Genomic DNA, 16,486 nt, shown 5'->3' on the forward strand with positions numbered 1-16,486 from the left:
AATGCAAGTTAAGGTAAATTTAGATAAAAATACAAGTTATAATGTCTATATAAATGAGCTAGAAAAGTTAAATTTTGATACTAAAGTAGTGATTTTAACCAATGAATTAGTTGCAAAATTACATTTAGATACACTTTTGAAAAAAATTCACGCTAAAGAGCTTTTTGTTATAAAAATCAAAGATGGTGAAGAGTATAAAAATTTACAAACCATAGAATATATCTTAGATCAAATGTGTGCTTGTAGGCTAGATAGAAAAAGCTTGCTTATAAGCTTTGGTGGTGGTGTGATCTCTGATATGGGTGGTTTTGTAGCAAGCATATATCAAAGAGGGATAGAATTTATCAATATCCCTACAACTTTACTAGCTTGTGTGGATGCAAGTGTGGGTGGTAAAACCGGAGTAAATAATAAATTTGGTAAAAACTTAATAGGCACATTTTATCAGCCAAAAGCAGTGTATTGTGAGAGTGGGTTTTTAAAAACGCTAGCTTCAAGAGAATTAGCTGCGGGTATGGCTGAATTTATTAAAATGGCTGTGGTTTTTGATGAGGAAATTTTATCTTTTTTAGAAAATTTAGATGAGGATAAATTTTTAAACGCTAAATTAGATGATATTGTCTTGGCTCAAATCATTCAAAAAAGTATAGAACTTAAAGCTAGCGTGGTTTCGCAAGATGAAAAAGAAAGTGGCTTAAGAATGCTTTTAAATTATGGTCATACTTTTGCTCATGTTATAGAAAACCAAACAGAGTATAAAAAATATCTACACGGCGAAGCTGTTGCTATAGGTATGAATATGGCAAATATTTTGGCATTAAATTTGGGGTTATTAAGTGAGCAAGAATGTCAAAGGGTGCAAAATTTACTTGTAAAATTTAAATTACCTATATTTTATAAAATTTCAAATACTGAAGAATTTTACAAGGCGTTTTTTTTAGATAAAAAAACACATTATCAAAAAATAAATTTCATTCTAGCTTGTGGTTTAGGAAAAGCTTGTATAAAAAATGATATTTCCAAAGAAAATATTATGGAAGTTTTAAAGGTTTTTGTATGAGAAGAATATTTTTAATTTCATTTTTATTTTTTTCTATATTATTTGCACAGGAAAATATACAACATTTAGATCAAAAACTAGATGAATTACATAAGAATTTATCTTATAATACTTGGGTTGTTAAATATAATAATTTTAATATTTATAAAAAAACGCAGGATGAAATTTTATCTTTAGAAAAAGAAAGTCTAAAGGCTAATGAGCGAAATAAAAATATCATAGAAAGACAAATTCTAATTTTAAAAGAAAGATTAGGACTTTTAAGTGAATATAAAAGTACTAATTTTACCAAAATGGTTTTAGCTCCTGAAGAAGTAGAAAAAATGGAAAAAATTACCAATCCTTTGGCTATTGTTTCTGCTTATTCACACATAAAAAAATTAAGACGCGATAAAGAAGAATATATAAATCTTTTAAATAGTTTTAAGCAAACATTACAAGAACTTGAGAAAGAAAATGTTTTAATTACTGAAATAGCTAAAATAGACCCAACAAAAGAGCATGATGAACATTTGAGAAATTCCAATCAAATGGTTAAAGATTTTGCACAAACTTTACGCTTTGGAGAAATTTCATATTCTGTATATGAGAAAAAAATTCAAGAAGAGATTGAAAAAACAACTGCTTCTATTAAAATTCAAGGTGTAAGAGCTTTTAATATAGTTTTGGCTATTGTTATTGTTATAGCCATGGCATTTTTACTTAAATTTATTGCAAGAAAATATATAGGCGATAATGATCGTTTTTATACAGCAAATAAAATTATAAATTTTATCAATATTAATGTAATTGTCTTGATTTTGCTTTTTGGCTATATAGAAAATATTAGTTATTTAGTTACTGTGCTTGGTTTTGCTTCTGCTGGTTTGGCTATTGCTATGAAAGATATGTTTATGTCTATGCTTGGTTGGTGTGTGATAGTTTTTGGTGGGAGTTTTAGAGTAGGTGATAGAGTAAAAGTTTTTCAAAATAACACACATTATATTGGTGATATTATTGATATTTCATTTTTAAGAATAACATTATATGAAGATATTTCTTTATTAACTTATACTGATAATCGTAGAGCAGGCAGAATAATATTTATACCAAATAATTTCATTTTTACTAATCTTATATCAAACTATACCCATCATGGTATGAAAACTATTTGGGATGGACTTGATATCACTTTAACTTTTGATTCTAACCATCAAAAAGCCTTAGAGATTGTCGAAGAAATAGTCGTAAAAGCTTCTAAAGGTTATACAAAAATTGCAAAAGAATCTATGAATAAATTAAGAAATGAATATAGTATAAGAAATCCTAAAGTAGAGCCTAGGTTTTTTACATTTTTAGAAGGTTATGGTATAAGAATTTCTGTTTGGTATATGACAAATTCTTATGCGGCTTTGGTTTTAAGAAGCAATATAAGCAAAGAAATTATTAATGAATTTAATAAACATGATGATATAAAAATAGCTTATCCATCGCAAAATTTATATATGGCAAAACATGAAATTATAAAAAATAAGGAAGATATTTGAAAAAAAAAATATATTTTAAAACTTTTGGCTGTAGAACCAATATTTATGATACGCAATTATTAAAAACTTATATTAAAGATCATGATATCACGCAAAATGAGCAAGAAGCTGATGTGATAGTAATAAATTCTTGCACCGTTACAAATGGTGCTGATAGTGGGCTTAGAAGTTATATTAATGGTGTAAGGAAAAATGGAGTTAAGGTTATACTTACAGGCTGTGGTGCTGTAAGCAAGGGAAAGGATTTTTTTGATAAAAAAGAAATTTTTGGAGTTTTAGGAGCTTCTAATAAAGATAAAATCAATGAGCTAATCTCACAAGATAAAGCTTTTTATGAGCTTGGAAATTTACGCTTTATTGATACAAAAATTGTAAGTAATTATGAAAATCACACTAAAGCTTTTGTGAAAATTCAAGAAGGATGTGACTTTGCTTGTAGTTATTGTATAATCCCAAGTGTTAGGGGTAAATCAAGAAGTATGCCAAGTGAAGAAATAATAAAACAAATCAAACTTTTAGCTCAAAATGGTTATAGTGAAGTAGTTTTAACAGGTACTAATATAGGAAGTTATGGTTTAAAAGATAAAACTACACTTGGAAAATTATTACAAGAAATAGGTAAAGTTAATGGTATAAAAAGAGTAAGGCTTGGGAGTTTAGAGCCTGCTCAAATTGATGAGAGTTTTAAAGAAATTTTAGATGAGCCTTGGCTTGAAAAGCATTTGCATATTGCCCTGCAACACACTCATGAAAAAATGCTACGTATAATGCGCAGAAGATCACATACGCAAAATGATTTAGCGTTGTTTAATGAGTTAAGTCAAAAAGGTTTTGCTTTAGGGACAGACTTTATCGTAGCACACCCTGGAGAAAGTGAATTAATATGGCAAGAAGCTTTGGAAAATTTCAAGCAATTTAAACTCACGCATATTCATGCTTTTATTTTTTCACCACGCGATGGAACACATTCTGCTTCTATGGGTGAGCGAATTAATGGTGAAATAGCCAAAGAAAGATTAAATATTTTAAAAGATATAGTCGCGCAAAATAATTATGAGTTTAGAAAAAATCAAAAAAATACTTTGGAAATTTTAGTAGAAAGTAAAAAAGACGGTTTTTATGAAGGCTATGATCAATTTTTTAATAAAATCAAAATTACAAGCAAAGAAGATATTGCTAAACAATGGATAAGTATTGAAAAATATGAATGTAAAGAAGATTGTAATTATGTAAGGTTAGAGGATGAAAAATAAAAAGATTATCTTAGCTTCATTTTTATTGCTTTGTGTTTTTGTAATAGTTGCGTTTATAAAAAATCAACCTGATTATATTAGCAAGGCTGCTTATGAAGAGCTTTTAGAACAAAATTTAATTCAAAAAGCCATAGTGGAAAATAATGAAATATTATTAAAAAGCAAAGAAGGAAATTTTTTAATTGCTAAAGATGTAGTTGATTTAAATGCTTTATGGCAAAAAATTCCTTTAGAATATGCTAAAGATTATAATTTAAGCGAGTTTTTTTTGATATTTATTTTACTTGCTTTTCTTATAAGTTTTTTACTCTTTCTTAATAAAAAAAATAAAGATAGGCAAAATTTACTTTCTTTAGAAAAAAATATTTTAGAAAAAAATGAACAAAATAACACTATACAAGATGTAGTAAGTGAAGTTAAATTTAAAGATGTAGCTGGGGTTGATGAGGCTAAGGTAGAGCTTTTGGAAATCGTTGATTTTTTAAAAAATCCACAAAAATATAAAGATTTTGGCGTAAAAATGCCAAAAGGAGTTTTGCTAGTAGGGCCTCCTGGAGTGGGAAAAACTTTGATAGCAAAAGCTGTAGCAGGCGAGGCTGGAGTGCCATTTTTTTATCAAAGTGGAGCTAGTTTTGTAGAAATTTATGTAGGTATGGGTGCAAAAAGAGTTAGAGAGCTTTTTTTAAAAGCTAAATCAAAAGCTCCAAGTATTATTTTTATAGATGAAATTGACGCAGTTGGTAAAAGCAGGGGGGATTTTTCTAATGTAGAAAGAGATAATACTCTAAATCAACTTTTAACTCAAATGGATGGATTTGAAGATAATAGCGGGGTTATAGTAATGGCTGCTACAAATAAAATCGATCTTATGGATAATGCGTTATTAAGATCAGGGCGCTTTGATAGAAGAATTTTTATATCTTTGCCTGATTTTAAAGATAGAATACATATTTTACAAAATTATATGAAAGAAAAAAAATCTAATGTAGATTTAGAAAAAATTTCAAAAGTTAGTGTGGGTTTTAGTGGAGCTGCTTTAGAGACTTTAGTTAATGAAGCGGCCATTAATGCTATAAGAAGAAAATCAGATCTAATAGAAGAAAATGATTTTTTTGCAGTGCTTAATAAGGTTTTAATGGGTAAAAAAAAGATTTTCTCTCTAAGCGATAAGGAAAGAAAAATTCAAGCCACATACCAAGCAGCTAAAGCTTTGTGTGCTTTTTATTTTGATGTTAAATTTGAAAAAATTACCTTGATAGAAGATAGATTTAAAGAATATGAAAATACTATCAAATCAAAATCAGAATTATTAAATAAAATAAAAGTTTTTCTAGCAGGTTCGGTTTCCATGGAGCTTATTTTTAATGAAAGCTATACTAATGCACAAAGTGATCTTTTGAAGGTTAAAGAATTGCTTACTTTCATGGAAACTTTTGCTATGGCAAATGAGGGTTTATTGCAAGAGCAAAAGCAAGAAGTGAAAGAATTTTTAGAATTAATGAAAGAAAAAGTAGTGAGATTAGCTAACATTCTTTTAGAAAATGAAAAAATAGAAAAACAAGATGTAGAAAAAATCATAATGGAGTAAAAATGGTAAAAATAGGAATTTTAGTACTTTCAGATAGAGCAAGTAGTGGAGTTTATGAAGATAAATCTGGAGTAGAGATAGAAAAAATTTTAGATTCTTATATAAAAAATGAAAAAAGTTTTTATTATGAGCTAATTCCTGATGAGTATGATTTAATCATAGAAAAATTAGCTTATTTGGCTGATGAAGTAAAATGTGATTTGATTTTTACTACAGGGGGTACAGGGCCTGCTTTGCGTGATGTGACACCAGAAGCAACACAAGCAGTGTGTGATAAAATGCTTCCAGGTTTTGGGGAGTTAATGCGTGCAAAAAGCTTAGAATATGTACCAACGGCTATACTTTCAAGACAAAGTGCAGGTATAAAAGGAAAATCATTAATTATTAACTTACCGGGTAATCCAAAAGCTATAAGAGAATGTATTGAGCCTATATTTCCTGCTATTCCTTATTGTGTGGATTTAATAGGTGGAGCTTATATTGAAAATAATGAAGAAGTAATTTCTGTATTTAGACCAAAGAAAAAGTAAGTCTAGTTAGACTTACTTTGAGGTTTTATAACCTTGTGATAAAAGCGCGTTCATACCACCTTTTAAATTGGTAACTTCTACGCCATTTTGATCTAGTAAAGCAGAAGCTTTAGCACTTCTTGAACCACTTCTGCAAACTATAGCGATAGGTTTGTCACTTGAAATCTTTTTAACTTCTTCAACGAAATTTTCATTTAAGCTACCATCTTCATTGTAAAAGCTAATTTTAATGGCATTTTTTATAGTACCAGTTTGCGCCCATTCGCTAGGTTTTCTAACATCAATTATTTGATAATTTTCCAAAACATCCGCATCAATATCGATATTTTTAACTTCTGCTAAAACAAAACTAGCACAAAGTGCTAAAGATAAAAATATTTTTTTCATAATCAATTTTCCTTTTTTATGGCTTCATAACCTTGTGATAAAAGCGCTACCATGCCACCATCTAAATTAGTACATTCTATACCTAGAGCATCTTCTATCATCATAGCAGTGTGTTTGCTTCTTGAGCCTGTAGCACATACAAAGGCTATGTTTTTATTTTGATAATCTACTTTTTCCTTAAACTCTTGGATGAAATTTTCATTCATAAAGCCATTATCATCGCAAAGCGCGATGAGTATAGCTTCTTTTATAACCCCGCTTTTCCATTCGCCCGGAGTTCTTACATCTACAATGCAAAATTCGTGTAAAATATCTTTAGAAATAGCTATATTTTTCATTTTTCTAAAGCCTTGGAAACGATTTTGCTTAAAGCATTGTTAAATTCACTAGGGTTATCTATACCCATACCTTCGCTAAGTTTAGCCATATTTAGAAGAATATGTGCCATTTCATTAGCTAAGGTATCATTTTCTTTTAAGGCTTTTAAAATTTCATGATTAGGATTAATTTCAAGTATAGGTTTAACTTGCTGTTCTTGCCCCATTTGTTTAAGAATTTGCTGCATAGCAAAATCAGGTTTATTTTGATCATAAACAATACAACTTGGACTATTTGAAAGTCTTTGACTAAGTTTTACCTCTTCAACTTCATCTTTTAAAACTTCTTTTATTTTGATGAGTAAGCTTGCAAATTCAGCCTTTTGTTCTTCGCTAGTTTCTTCACTGGCTAGATGGTTAATAGCGCTAAATTTTAAGCCTTCAAATTCATTCATCATAGGCATAACTATGGTATCAATTTCTTCATCAAGTAATAAAACATTGATATTTTTTTGTTTATAGCTTTCAAGAAGTGGAGAATTTCTTAAAAGTTTTTCATTTTTTCCACTAATATAAAAAATTTCATTTTGACCTTCAGCTAGGTTTTGTTTGTACTCTTCAAGATCAATTAATTCTTCTTTGTTTGAGTTTTTAAAGTATAAAAGCTTAGCTATAGCGTCTTTATTTTCGCCAAAACCATATAAACCTTCTTTTAAAACTTTTCCAAAATTCTCATGGAATTTAAGATAGTTTTCTTTATCTTTTTCTTTGAATTTTTTAAGTTCTGCTAAGATTTTTTTAACACTTGCTTCTTGAACGCTTTTTAAGATTTTATTTTCTTGCAAGATTTCACGACTTACATTAAGTGGTAAATCTTCTACATCAATAATCCCGCGTACAAATCTTAAATAAGTTGGCAATAATTCTTTATCATCATCGCTTATAAAAACTCTTTTTACATAAAGTTTTAAACCACTTTTATAATCTACCCTATACAAATCAAATGGAGCTTGTGCAGGTATAAAGAATAAAGAATTATACTCTATAGAACCTTCAGCTTTTGTGTGGATATAAAGCATAGGTTTGTTTGAGTCATGAAAGTTTTGCTCATAAAATCTTTCATAATCCTCAGCTTTTAAGCTTGCTTTATTTTGTCTCCATAAAGCACTTGCTGTATTAATTTGAGTGTTTTTTAATTCTTTTTTAGGTTCTTTTTCGCCTTCTTCTAATGGTAAATACTCTTCTTTTTCCATAAAAATAGGAAATTGTATGTGATTTGAGTATTTTTCTACTATGCTTTCAATGCGGTATGAGTTTAAAAACTCTTCATCTTTTAAATGCAAGGTTATACAAGTGCCTTGTTCATCTTTATTTGCATCTTCTATTTCATAACCACTTGCATCAGAAGTCCAAAGATAAGCTTTATCATCTAATGCCTTTTTGCTTAAAACTTCTATTTTAGAAGCTACCATAAAAGCAGAGTAAAAGCCTACACCAAATTGTCCTATAAGTTGAGAGTCTTTTTTGGCATCACCACTTAAATTTTCTAAAAAGCTTTTTGTACCACTTTTGGCAATGGTTCCAAGATGATTGATCAAATCTTCTTTATTCATACCTATACCATTATCACTTATGGTAAGGGTTTTTGCTTCTTGATTGAAGTTGATTTGAATTTTTGGTTCAAATTTTAAATTTTTATAAGCATCATCACTCACGCTTAAATAACTAAGCTTATCAAGTGCGTCACTTGCGTTAGAAATAAGCTCTCTTAAAAAAATTTCTTTGTTTGAATACAAAGAATGAATCATAAGTTGTAAAAGTTGATTAACTTCAGTTTGAAATTGCATTTATATCTCCTTTATTTAAAAATTAAAAAACCAATCCACACTGCCAAAAGACAAAGGATAACATTCAAAATAATATTTAGAAAAAAGTGAAAATAATCGTCACTTTGCAAAAATAGCAAATTTTCATAAGAAAAAGTTGAAAAAGTCGTAAAAGCACTTAAAAAACCCGTACTAATTAAACTTTTAGTAAAAATATGCACACCTTTAGAGTTTGCATAAGAAAAAAACAAGCCCATTAAAAAAGAACCTATAATATTGACAAGTAAAGTGCCATAGGGAAAATCATGCGGAATGATTTTATTAAAAAAGCTACTAGTAAGCATTCTGGATATGGCTCCTAAAAAGCCACCAAAACCTACAGCTAAAATCGTGCTAATCAAGCTTGCGACCTTTCATTATCTAAAATTGCTTGCATTTTTTCTCTAGTTTGTTCAAGCCAGTCATCTTTACTTATATCAACAAGATCAAGAAATACTACTTTTAAAATACCGCTATTTGCACTAAATTTTTGTGTATCTAAAATTTTAGCTGAATCAACAATTACCACAGGTTGGACTTTTAGATTAAGCTTTTCACTTAAAATTTTAGCTCCGACTTTAAATTTTAAAAGCTTTTGAGTTTTAGACCTTGTGCCTTCTGGAAAAATAGCTAAAACTCTACCTTCTTTTAATCTTTCTTTGGCTTCTTTTAAAAGTTTTACTAGACCTTTTGGGCTTCTATCTATACAAATAATTTTAGGTTTTTTAATCAAAGTTTTAAAAATAGGGAGTTCACCTAATTCTTTTTTAGCTATCCAAGATATGTTCCTTGGGTATAAATCCTCTAAAACAACTATGTCTAGCAAGCTTTGGTGATTGATTAAAAGTAAATTAGCTTGAGGATGTATAGAACCTTGGGTTTGAATTTTATAATTTATTATATATTTTTGTAATTTTGACCATATTTTTCTGATTTTCCAAATTTTTTCTTGTGATTGTAATAATAAAAAAGCAATACATAAAAATATAATAGATAAAATAAATTCAATCCAAAATATTAAAGCTTTAAATCTTTGATAAATCTTCACTTTTTACCCAGCCTATTTTTCCATTATTAAATAAAATCTTTCTATATTCTTCTCTTGAGTCTAGCACTTCTACTTCTTGTTTGTATTTTCCAGAATAAAAATGAGTTGAGTTAAGAGTTGGTAAAATTTGCACTTTGCTTTCAGCTTTTAATATGGCTTTATATATGTTATTTTGAGCTAAAAAACTTGCTATTAGGGCCAAAATTGCTAAACCTAAAGCTACATAGCTTTTCTTAAATACAAACCATAAAGCAAAAATACCACACAAACTCCACAAAAATACTTGTTTGTAAAAATTAAAATCATTAGTTTTTGGATTTAAATCACTTTGCGTACTTATACTATCTTCTTTAAGTTCTATTTTTAAGGAAAAATCTTTTAATTCTTTAGAATTTAAATTAAAATAAGAAAAATCAAAACGCGTTTTGCTTTTATCTAAAATAGCATAATAAAACCCACTTTGCTTTTCAAAATCACCTTTAATAGCTTCTATACCTTGTTTTTGAATATCTTTTATATTAAAACTTGCTAGATTTGTATTTTCTCCTATAAGTTCTATAAATAAAATTATATTATCATTATCAAAATGGCTTGCTTTTACTTGTTTAACTTCTAAATTACTTGCAACTATGTGTGAGTATTTATTAGAAGGAGCGTCGATTTTTTTAAACCTAATAGGTTTTATAATTAATGATGAGCTTTGAAAAATATGATCATTTCTGCTTAAAGAAACGATAATTTTATTTAAATTAGCATTTAAGCTTTTTGCTTCAAACCATAATTTTGTATGATATGAATTAGCCTTTTGTTCCCAAATAGGATTAGGATTAATCCAAAGCATATCATCATTTTTTTCAAAGCTCACATTTAGATCAAAACTTACATTTGTTGTGGTGATAACCTCAAGATCTATAGCAAAAGCTTCATCTATGAAAGCTTCATCAGTGTATTCTTTTGCGTTTAATACCAAAGAACCCTGAGGAATAAAATTTTCATCATCGATTTTGCTTTCATAATTACCCTCATCACTTGGAGCGATGTTCTGGTAAATTTGCTTAGCTTGATCGTCTAATTGATTGTAATTTTTTTTTAAGGTATTGTAATCTTCAAAAACACTATTTTCTTGAGCATATAAATTAAGTGCTAGTAAAAAAATACAAAAAACTTTGAAGGTTTTTAGCAATTTAAAAATCCTTCAAACATTTTAAGTCCTACTTTTGAGCCAAGTATATCATCACACATTCTTTCAGGATGTGGCATAAGTCCAAAGATTTTTTTATTTTCATCGCAAATTCCAGCTATATCGCTTAAAGAGCCATTTGGATTCTTGATATATCTTAACAAGATCATATCTTTATCTTCTAGCATTTTAATACCATCATCACTATTGAAATAATTTCCTTCTCCATGGGCGATAGGTAATTCTACAATGTCATTTTTTTGGAAATTTTTCAAAAAAGCATTATTGTTTGATACTACTTGTAATGCTTGCATTTTAGAAATAAAACTTAAATTATTATTATGTTTCATAGCTCCTTTTAAAAGACCAAGTTCTAATAAAATTTGAAAGCCATTGCAAATACCTAGGACATAGCCACCTTTTTGTGTATGTTCTTTAAGTGTTTTCATAGCAGGAGCAAGTTTTGCAATAGCCGCACATCTTAAATAATCTCCATAAGAAAATCCACCTGGTAAAACAATTAAATCTGCACTAAAATCTTGTCTCTCATGCCAAATAATTTCAGTTTTTACACCTAGTTTTTCAAAAGCATAAGCTGTATCAAACTCACAATTAGTTCCAGGAAAACGAATAATGGCTACTTTCATAATATTATCTCATAATCTTCTATTACTGTATTTGCAAGTAATTCTTTACACATTAAATCAACTTGTTTTAAAGCTTCTTCTTTATCATCACAAGCCATATCAAAACTAATTTGTTTTGAGGTTTTAACATTTGCTATGTTATTAAAATCTAAAGAATGCAAAGCCTTTTCTATGGCTTTGCCTTGAGGATCTAAAACCCCATTTTTTAGTGTGATATTTACAATTACTTTCATTCTTTTTCCTAGCTTAAAATTCTTTTTAAAACTTCTTCATAGGCCATTTTTACATTACCTAAGTCTTGCCTAAAGCGATCTTTATCTAATTTTTCATTGGTTTTGCTATCCCAAAATCTACAGCTATCTGGGCTAATTTCATCAGCAAGTATCATATTTCCTTCACTATCAATACCAAATTCTAATTTAAAATCAATCAGTCTTAATCCTTTAGACTCAAAGAATTTAACCAAGATAGAATTAATATGCCTTGCAGTTTTTTTGATTAATTCTAGATCCTTTTCGCTTTTTACTAGATTTAAAATCAAACAATGCTCATCATTGATAATAGGATCACCTAAGTCATCATTTTTGTAACAAAACTCAACTACTGCAAAAGGTAAAATTGTACCTTCTTTAATACCTAATCTTTTCGTTAAAGATCCAGTAGCTACATTTCTAGTAATAACTTCAATAGGTATAATATTACATTTTTTAACAATTTGTTCTTTATCGCTGATAGTTTCTACTAGATGTGTTTTGATACCTTCTTTTTCTAAAAGATGAAAAATTTCAGTACTAATTTTACAATTTAATGCGCCTTTTCCTGCTTCATTACCTTTTTTTTCTGCATTAAAAGCAGTTAAATCATCTTTAAATTCTGTGATGAGTAAATTATCATCATCAGTTTTAAACATTTTTTTACCCTTTCCCTCATATAAAAGATCCAGTTTTGTTGTCATTTTATTCTCCTTTTGTAATGTTTAAAATTTTAATTGCGTCTATTGCGGTTTTTAGCTGTATATCATTATCAATTTGTTCTTTGGTGATGATATTTTTACCTTCTTTATTATCTTTTTTCTTTTCTTCGTGTCCGATTTTGTCAAGTTCAGCTTGTAAGTGTTTTTTTAGATCACTTTCTTTGATTTCAAAGCCATGATTTTCTTCTTTACTTACTTTTCCTGGGAATACTTCTATATCAGGACTAACTCCAACAGCTTGTATGGTTCTACCACTTGGCAAATAATATTTTGCTATTGTAAGTCTTAAGCCCTCTTTGCCTTTTTCATCCATAGGCAATATAAGTTGTACACTGCCTTTTCCAAAAGTTTTTTCACCTATGATAATAGCACGCTTGAAATCTTGTAAAGCTCCACTTACAATCTCACTTGCACTTGCACTACCACCATTTACAAGCACTACTAAAGGCGCGTTAGTGATTTTTTTACTAGAATTTGCTTTAAATTCTATATTCTCGCTTTCAATTTTTCCTTTTTGTGAGACAATTACTCCTTTATCTATAAAAAGATTTACTAAACCTACGGCTTGATTTAAAATGCCTCCTGGGTTGGTTCTAAGATCTAGTATAATTCCTTTTGTATTAGAATGTTTTTTGATTGCTTTGCTAGCTTCATCTACGACATTTTTATCAAAATTAGTCACTCTTAAATAAAGCAAATTTTCATTTTCGATTAATTTTGTATAAACACTATCTACTTTTATGATATCTCTTTTTAAACCGACATCAAATGGCTTTGCATCACCTTTTCTATAGATAGTTAGAGTAACCTTTGTCTTAGGTTCTCCACGCATTTTAGAAACGGCTTCATTTAAAGTCATACCTAGGGTCGATTCATTGTTAATTCTTAAGATAATATCATCAGTTTTAATGCCTGCTTTATCTGCTGGACTTCCTTCTATAGGAGCTACAACGCTAATTGCTCCATCTTTTTGTGTAATGGTAAAGCCAAGTCCACCAAATTCTCCATTAGTTTGCTCTTTAAGCTCTTTATAACCTTTTTCATCCAAGAAAGAAGAATGAGCATCTAAATTTGTTAGCAAACCTGCAATGGATTTATCAACTAAATCTGTATAATTAACATCATCAACATAATATTGCTCTATGATAGACATGGTTCTTGTGAGTTTAGATAAAGCTTCTATTTTCTTTTCTGCTTCACTAGGAGCGGGATTTTTAGCTTGTAAATTAGTAAAAATAAAAGAAGCGGTCACTAAACTACAAATGCTAGCTACGATAATAAGATTTCTTTTTGTCTTCAAAGGAAAACTCCAAAATAAATATGAATTCATAAAATAATTATCTAATTTTAGTTATTTTTGCTTAAAAAATCGTAAATAAAGTAAATATTTTTATGATATTAGTGTATATATATAAAAAATTATTTATAAATATAACTAAATAAACTTGACAATAATAGACTAAAGTTATATAATATATTTCATATAAAAGTAAAAAGGAGTAAAAATGGCAAATATACAAGATTTTTTAACAGACTCTATGCTTTCAAATATAGAAAGTGCGATTTCTTTGGCCATTCATTCTAAGAATAGTGAAATAAAACCTTTGCATTTATTATGGGCTTTGAGTGTTGATAGTTCAAGTTTGCTAAATCAAGTTTTTAATAAATTAAATGTTTCTAAAGAGGTATTTGAGTTAGAAGTAAAAAGTAAAATTTCATCTTTTCCTACTAGTTCAAATGTAAATAAAGATAATATTAAATTTTCAAATGAATTTATTAATTCTTTAGAAAAAGCAAAAGGCTTGGCTTTAGAAAACAAAGATAGTTATTTAGCTGTGGATATGTGGCTTGTTTCAGAAAGTACGAGCGGGGTTGTTAAGGAGCTTTTATCTAAATTTGTAGATTTAAATGAGTTTAAAAAAGAATTAGAATTTATTAGAGCAGGAGCTAAAATAGAAACCAAAACAAGTGATGAAACGCTTGATTCTTTGTCTAAATTTGGTATTGATTTGACTATGAAAGCTAAAAACAATGAACTTGATCCTGTCATAGGCAGGGAAGAAGAAATTCAAAGATTAATGCAAATTTTAATCAGAAAAACTAAAAATAATCCTATTTTATTAGGTGAGCCAGGAGTAGGTAAAACTGCTGTAGTAGAAGCTTTAGCACAAAGAATAGTAAAAAAAGATGTTCCTACTTCATTGCAAAATAAAAAAGTCATAGCTTTGGATATGAGCGCTTTAATAGCAGGAGCAAAATACAGAGGTGAATTTGAAGATAGATTAAAAGCTGTTGTAAATGAAGTAATAAAACATAAAAACATAATTTTATTTATAGATGAAATTCACACCATTGTAGGTGCAGGTGCAAATGAAGGGAGTATGGATGCAGCAAATATTTTAAAACCTGCTTTAGCAAGAGGTGAGCTTCATACTATAGGCGCTACAACCTTAAAAGAATATAGAAAATATTTTGAAAAAGACGCTGCTTTACAAAGAAGATTTCAACCTGTAAATGTAGCTGAACCTAGCGTAAATGAAGCTTTGGCTATGCTTAGAGGTATAAAAGAAAAATTAGAAATTCATCATAATGTAACTATCAATGATAGTGCTTTAGTGGCAGCTACAAAACTATCTAAGCGTTATATAGCTAATAGATTTTTACCTGATAAGGCGATTGATTTAATTGATGAGGCCGCAGCAGAATTAAAAATGCAAATAGAAAGTGAGCCAAATTCTTTAAGAAAGGTTAGAAAGCAAATTGAAAGCTTGGAAGTAGAAAATGAAGCTTTAAAAATGGAAGAAAATGAAGCTAATGAAAAAAGACTAGAAGAGATTAAAAAAGAATTAGCAAATTTAAAAGAAGAGCAAATCAAACTTAATGCTAAATTTGAAAATGAAAAGGCAGTATTTAATAGTATAAGTGCAAAGAAAAAAGAAATTGATACTTTAAAAAATGAAGCTATTTTAGCTAAAAATAAAGGAGATTTCCAAAAAGCTGCTGAAATAGAATATGGCAAAATTTTAGAGTGCGAAAAAGAGGTATTAAATTTAGAAGAAAAATGGAAACAAATGACCCAAGAAGGAGTTTTGCTTAAAAATCAAGTAGATGATGATTTAGTAGCGGGTATTTTAAGTAAATGGACAGGCATTAGTGTGCAAAAAATGCTTACTTCTGAAAAGCAAAAATATTTACACATTCAAGAGTATCTACAAGAAAGCGTCGTAGGGCAAGATGAGGCTTTGAGTGCTTTGGCTAAAGCTATTAAACGTAATAAAGCAGGGCTAAATCAAGCAACTAAGCCTATAGGAAGCTTTTTATTTTTAGGTCCAACTGGAGTAGGTAAGACAGAAAGTGCTAAGGCTTTGGCTAAATTTTTATTTGATGATGAAAAAGCTATGGTGCGTTTTGATATGAGTGAATTTATGGAAAAACACAGCGTATCAAGACTTTTAGGTGCACCCCCAGGATATATAGGGCATGAAGAAGGCGGAGAATTAACTGAAGCTGTTAGAAGAAAGCCTTATAGCGTGATTTTGTTTGATGAAGTAGAAAAAGCTCATAAAGATGTATTTAATATACTTTTGGGAATTTTAGATGATGGTAGGGCTACAGATAGTAAAGGTGTAACGGTTGATTTTACTAATACTATTATTATTTTAACTTCTAATATTGGTGCAAATTTTATTATGGAGCTAAAGGGTGAAGAAAGAGAAAAGGCTATCAAAGAAGCCCTTAGAAGTTTTTTTAGACCCGAGTTTTTAAATCGTTTAGATGATATTATCACTTTTAATCCTTTAGGGGAAAGCGAAGCTGAAAAAATAGTTAAATTGCTTTTTAATACCTTGCAAAAAAGTCTTGAAAATAGAGGTATCAAGGCAAGTTTGAGTGACAATGCTGCTAGTTTAATAGCAAAGGTTGGTTTTGATGTAGATTTTGGTGCAAGACCATTAAAAAGAGCTTTATATGATATGGTAGAAGATAAATTAAGTGATATGATATTATCAGATGAGCTAAATGAGAATGATGAGATTGTTATAGATTCTAAAAATGATGAGATTATCATTGTTAGACAATAAGCAAGTTTAATACTTGCTTATTTTAGAGTAAAA

Annotated in this window: 16 protein-coding genes; 6 read left to right on the plus strand and 10 right to left on the minus strand. The window is 28.9% G+C overall.

Going from position 1 to position 16,486, the window contains the following annotated elements; all coding sequences use genetic code 11:
* Position 1 precedes the first annotated feature (1 nt).
* The 5 genes from aroB to mog are packed head-to-tail and all read left to right on the plus strand — an operon-like array spanning position 2 to position 5,957.
* Positions 2-1,060 carry a 3-dehydroquinate synthase gene (gene aroB / locus EL235_RS03660; RefSeq protein WP_126340825.1) on the plus strand — a complete coding sequence of 353 codons (1,059 nt, stop codon included), beginning with the start codon at positions 2-4 and terminating at the stop codon, positions 1,058-1,060.
* The gene (locus tag EL235_RS03665; RefSeq protein ID WP_039625949.1) at positions 1,057-2,586 is read left to right on the plus strand and encodes a mechanosensitive ion channel family protein; all 1,530 of its coding nucleotides are present in this window, start codon (positions 1,057-1,059) and stop codon (positions 2,584-2,586) included. The genes aroB and EL235_RS03665 overlap by 4 nt, the downstream gene beginning before the upstream one ends.
* Positions 2,583-3,839 (plus strand): tRNA (N(6)-L-threonylcarbamoyladenosine(37)-C(2))-methylthiotransferase MtaB, encoded by a 1,257-nt coding sequence (mtaB, locus tag EL235_RS03670; protein ID WP_126340826.1) that lies wholly within the window; start codon positions 2,583-2,585, stop codon positions 3,837-3,839. Before EL235_RS03665 ends, mtaB begins: the two co-directional genes overlap by 4 nt.
* Positions 3,829-5,427, plus strand: a complete 1,599-nt coding sequence (locus EL235_RS03675) for an AAA family ATPase (protein WP_126340827.1) — start codon at positions 3,829-3,831, stop codon at positions 5,425-5,427. Before mtaB ends, EL235_RS03675 begins: the two co-directional genes overlap by 11 nt.
* A gap of 2 nt (positions 5,428-5,429) precedes the next feature.
* Entirely contained in the window at positions 5,430-5,957 is a 528-nt protein-coding gene (gene mog, locus EL235_RS03680; RefSeq protein WP_039618174.1) for a molybdopterin adenylyltransferase, read from the plus strand.
* A 12-nt stretch (positions 5,958-5,969) separates the two neighbouring features.
* Here the strand turns inward: mog and EL235_RS03685 are convergent, their stop codons facing one another.
* The 10 genes from EL235_RS03685 to EL235_RS03730 are packed head-to-tail and all read right to left on the minus strand — an operon-like array spanning position 5,970 to position 13,674.
* Positions 5,970-6,344, minus strand: a complete 375-nt coding sequence (locus tag EL235_RS03685) for a rhodanese-like domain-containing protein (RefSeq protein WP_126340828.1) — start codon at positions 6,342-6,344, stop codon at positions 5,970-5,972.
* 2 nt (positions 6,345-6,346) lie between these two features.
* Positions 6,347-6,682 carry a rhodanese-like domain-containing protein gene (locus tag EL235_RS03690; RefSeq protein WP_126340829.1) on the minus strand — a complete coding sequence of 112 codons (336 nt, stop codon included), beginning with the start codon at positions 6,680-6,682 and terminating at the stop codon, positions 6,347-6,349.
* Positions 6,679-8,508 carry a molecular chaperone HtpG gene (gene htpG, locus EL235_RS03695; protein ID WP_087684835.1) on the minus strand — a complete coding sequence of 610 codons (1,830 nt, stop codon included), beginning with the start codon at positions 8,506-8,508 and terminating at the stop codon, positions 6,679-6,681. The genes EL235_RS03690 and htpG overlap by 4 nt, the downstream gene beginning before the upstream one ends.
* An 11-nt stretch (positions 8,509-8,519) precedes the next feature.
* Complete coding sequence (crcB, locus tag EL235_RS03700) at positions 8,520-8,888, minus strand: fluoride efflux transporter CrcB (protein WP_126340830.1); 369 nt, start codon at positions 8,886-8,888, stop codon at positions 8,520-8,522.
* Positions 8,885-9,574, minus strand: a complete 690-nt coding sequence (locus EL235_RS03705) for a lysophospholipid acyltransferase family protein (protein ID WP_114640276.1) — start codon at positions 9,572-9,574, stop codon at positions 8,885-8,887. Before EL235_RS03705 ends, crcB begins: the two co-directional genes overlap by 4 nt.
* Entirely contained in the window at positions 9,552-10,757 is a 1,206-nt protein-coding gene (locus EL235_RS03710) for an SH3 domain-containing protein (RefSeq protein WP_052243272.1), read from the minus strand. Before EL235_RS03710 ends, EL235_RS03705 begins: the two co-directional genes overlap by 23 nt.
* On the minus strand, positions 10,751-11,401 hold the full coding sequence (purQ, locus tag EL235_RS03715; RefSeq protein ID WP_039625965.1) for a phosphoribosylformylglycinamidine synthase subunit PurQ: 651 nt from the start codon (positions 11,399-11,401) through the stop codon (positions 10,751-10,753). Before purQ ends, EL235_RS03710 begins: the two co-directional genes overlap by 7 nt.
* Positions 11,398-11,634 (minus strand): phosphoribosylformylglycinamidine synthase subunit PurS, encoded by a 237-nt coding sequence (gene purS, locus EL235_RS03720; RefSeq protein ID WP_114640278.1) that lies wholly within the window; start codon positions 11,632-11,634, stop codon positions 11,398-11,400. Before purS ends, purQ begins: the two co-directional genes overlap by 4 nt.
* A gap of 8 nt (positions 11,635-11,642) precedes the next feature.
* On the minus strand, positions 11,643-12,356 hold the full coding sequence (gene purC / locus EL235_RS03725) for a phosphoribosylaminoimidazolesuccinocarboxamide synthase (protein WP_039625969.1): 714 nt from the start codon (positions 12,354-12,356) through the stop codon (positions 11,643-11,645).
* 1 nt (position 12,357) lies between these two features.
* Positions 12,358-13,674 (minus strand): S41 family peptidase, encoded by a 1,317-nt coding sequence (locus EL235_RS03730; RefSeq protein WP_126340831.1) that lies wholly within the window; start codon positions 13,672-13,674, stop codon positions 12,358-12,360.
* A gap of 205 nt (positions 13,675-13,879) precedes the next feature.
* On the opposite strand from EL235_RS03730, the gene EL235_RS03735 reads away from it, so the two are divergent.
* The gene (locus EL235_RS03735) at positions 13,880-16,453 is read left to right on the plus strand and encodes an ATP-dependent Clp protease ATP-binding subunit (RefSeq protein ID WP_114640279.1); all 2,574 of its coding nucleotides are present in this window, start codon (positions 13,880-13,882) and stop codon (positions 16,451-16,453) included.
* Positions 16,454-16,486 lie beyond the last annotated feature (33 nt).

The organism is Campylobacter lari (genome assembly GCF_900638335.1).
Taxonomy (GTDB): Bacteria; Campylobacterota; Campylobacteria; order Campylobacterales; family Campylobacteraceae; genus Campylobacter_D; species Campylobacter_D lari_E.